This window comes from Idiomarina sp. UBA4206 (assembly GCF_002383015.1).
Taxonomy (GTDB): Bacteria; Pseudomonadota; Gammaproteobacteria; order Enterobacterales; family Alteromonadaceae; genus Idiomarina; species Idiomarina abyssalis.
Genome location: NZ_DFTS01000005.1, coordinates 1,130 through 2,371, shown reverse-complemented (window position 1 = coordinate 2,371; position 1,242 = coordinate 1,130). Strand labels below are relative to the sequence as shown.

Genomic DNA, 1,242 nt, shown 5'->3' with positions numbered 1-1,242 from the left:
CTGGGTATGCACAAAATCCAGGAGCGTGCCATGGTGGTGGACGGTAAGATTGAAATCTTACCGATGATGTACTTAGCTCTCTCTTATGACCATCGAATCATTGATGGTAAACAATCGGTAGGTTTCCTGGTTACCGTGAAAGAGTTATTGGAAGATCCTCAACGTCTTATCCTGGATATCTAAAGACGCTGAGAACCAGCCGCAACGCTAATTGAGCTTGCGGCTGTTAATTATGCGCCGATCACGTTAAAATTCGGCGCGGTATTCGGGTAGGCAGCACTTCGCTGCTTAAGTTGTTTCAACGAATCGGAAGAGCATCATGAATTTGCATGAGTATCAGGGTAAGCAACTCTTTAAAGAGTTTGGTTTACCAGTATCTGAAGGTTTTGCTTGCGACACTGCTGATGAAGCGGTAGAAGCGGCAAAACGTATTGGTGGCGACATTTGGGTCGTCAAATGTCAGGTTCACGCTGGTGGCCGCGGTAAAGCGGGCGGCGTGAAATTAGTGAAAAGTTTAGACGATGTTCGCGCATTTGCTGAGCAGTGGTTAGGTAAAAACTTAGTAACTTTCCAAACCGACGAAAAAGGTCAGCCGGTTGCTAAGATTTTAGTTGAAAGCTGCACTGATATCGCAGACGAGCTTTACTTAGGTGCAGTTGTTGACCGTGCTTCACGCAAAATCGTGTTCATGGCATCGACCGAAGGCGGCGTAGAAATCGAAACCGTTGCTGAAGAAACACCGGAAAAAATCCTGAAAGCTGAAATTGACCCAACGGTCGGCGCGCAGCCATACCAGGGGCGCGAATTAGGCTTTAAACTGGGTCTGACTCCAGACCAGGTTAAGCAATTTACTAAGGTCTTCTTAGGCCTGGCTAAAATGTTCGAACAGTACGACTTAGCCCTGTTAGAAATTAACCCATTGGTTATCACTGACGAAGGCAACGTTCACTGTCTTGATGCGAAAGTCGGCATCGACAGCAACGCATTGTACCGTCAGCCTAAAATCCGTGAAATGCACGATCCGTCACAAGACGATGCGCGTGAAGCGGAAGCAGCTAAATGGGAACTGAACTACGTAGCGTTAGACGGCAACATCGGTTGTATGGTTAACGGCGCAGGCTTGGCGATGGGTACAATGGACATCGTTAAACTGAGCGGCGGCGAGCCAGCTAACTTCCTTGACGTTGGCGGCGGCGCGACAAAAGAGCGTGTTTCTGAAGCGTTCAAAATTATCCTGTCTGA

2 protein-coding genes are annotated in these 1,242 nt (G+C 48.0%); both read left to right on the top strand.

Features of this window, described 5'->3' with window-relative positions:
- The coding region (locus B3180_RS00750) for a 2-oxo acid dehydrogenase subunit E2 (protein WP_286842311.1) at window positions 1-183 on the top strand (183 nt) is incomplete at its 5' end.
- A 136-nt stretch (window positions 184-319) separates the two neighbouring features.
- A partial coding sequence (gene sucC, locus B3180_RS00745; RefSeq protein WP_286842308.1) for an ADP-forming succinate--CoA ligase subunit beta occupies window positions 320-1,242 on the top strand: 923 nt, incomplete at its 3' end.